Source organism: Streptomyces roseoverticillatus, from assembly GCF_000719265.1.
GTDB lineage: Bacteria > Actinomycetota > Actinomycetes > Streptomycetales > Streptomycetaceae > Streptomyces > Streptomyces roseoverticillatus.
Genome location: NZ_JOFL01000063.1, coordinates 1 through 1,028, shown reverse-complemented (window position 1 = coordinate 1,028; position 1,028 = coordinate 1). Strand labels below are relative to the sequence as shown.

The 1,028-nt window shown below is 70.6% G+C and carries 2 protein-coding genes; both read right to left on the bottom strand.

The genetic code is table 11. The features are described from left to right. Positions 1-195: bifunctional ornithine acetyltransferase/N-acetylglutamate synthase (locus IF61_RS34950; RefSeq protein WP_211264966.1), on the bottom strand; the 195-nt coding region annotated here is incomplete at its 3' end. A gap of 94 nt (positions 196-289) precedes the next feature. Continuing rightward, positions 290-1,028, bottom strand: a 739-nt coding sequence (gene argC / locus IF61_RS0131815) for an N-acetyl-gamma-glutamyl-phosphate reductase (protein ID WP_030370021.1), incomplete at its 5' end; no start/stop codon positions are given.

The window sequence follows — 1,028 nt, the reverse complement described above, 5'->3', positions numbered from 1 at the left end:
AGAGACCTGCCCGCCCTTGACGACCTGCTGCGACCAGAGCACCGGCGCGGCCTTGACACGATTGGCGGTGAAGACACCCGCAGCGGCCAGACGCGGCCCGCGGTTCACGACGAGGGCGAGATCCTCACTCCCGCTCGCTTTGATTCCTGCAGCGACTCCCGCCGCCGTGAAGCCCTGTGCTGCCGTGACGCTCACTGCATCTCTTCCTTCGCCCGCTTGCTCGTCGTCTTCTCGTACGTGTCGCACGGCACCAGCCGCGCCAAAAGGGTCGCGATGACCCGGCGAACACTCATGGCGCCACCCCCGTGACCGGCAGCCCCAGCCCCTCGGGGAGCCCGAGGGCGATGTTCATGCTCTGCACCGCACCACCGGCAGTGCCCTTGGTCAGGTTGTCGATCGCACTCACCACGACGATCCGACCGGCCGCCTCATCCAGCGCCACCTGTACGTGGACGGCGTTCGACCCCGTCACGGCGCCGGTCGAGGGCTGCTGCCCCGGCTGCAGGAACCGGACGAAGGGCTCGTCCGCGTACGCCTCTTCGTAAGCCGAGCGGAGTGCGTCGGCTGTCACTCCGGGCAGGGCAGGGGCCGAGCACGTGGCGAGGATGCCGCGCGGCATCGGGACGAGGACGGGGGTGAACGAGACCTTGACGGGACGGCCTGCGGCGGCCGAGAGGTTCTGGGCGATCTCGGGTGTGTGGCGGTGGGTGCCGCCCACGCCGTAGGCGCTGACGGAGCCCATGACCTCGGAGCCGAGCAGGTGCGGCTTGGCCGCCTTGCCCGCACCCGACGTCCCCGACGCCGCCACGACCACCACCTCCGGCTCCGCCAGACCCGCCGCATACGCCGGGAACAGCGCCAGCGACACAGCCGTCGGATAACACCCCGGCACCGCGATCCGCCGCACACCCCTCAGCGCCTCCCGACCCCCCGGCAGCTCCGGCAGACCATACGGCCACGTCCCCGCATGCGCAGACCCGTAGAACCGCTCCCACTCCCCCGCATCCCTCAACCGGAAATCCGCACCA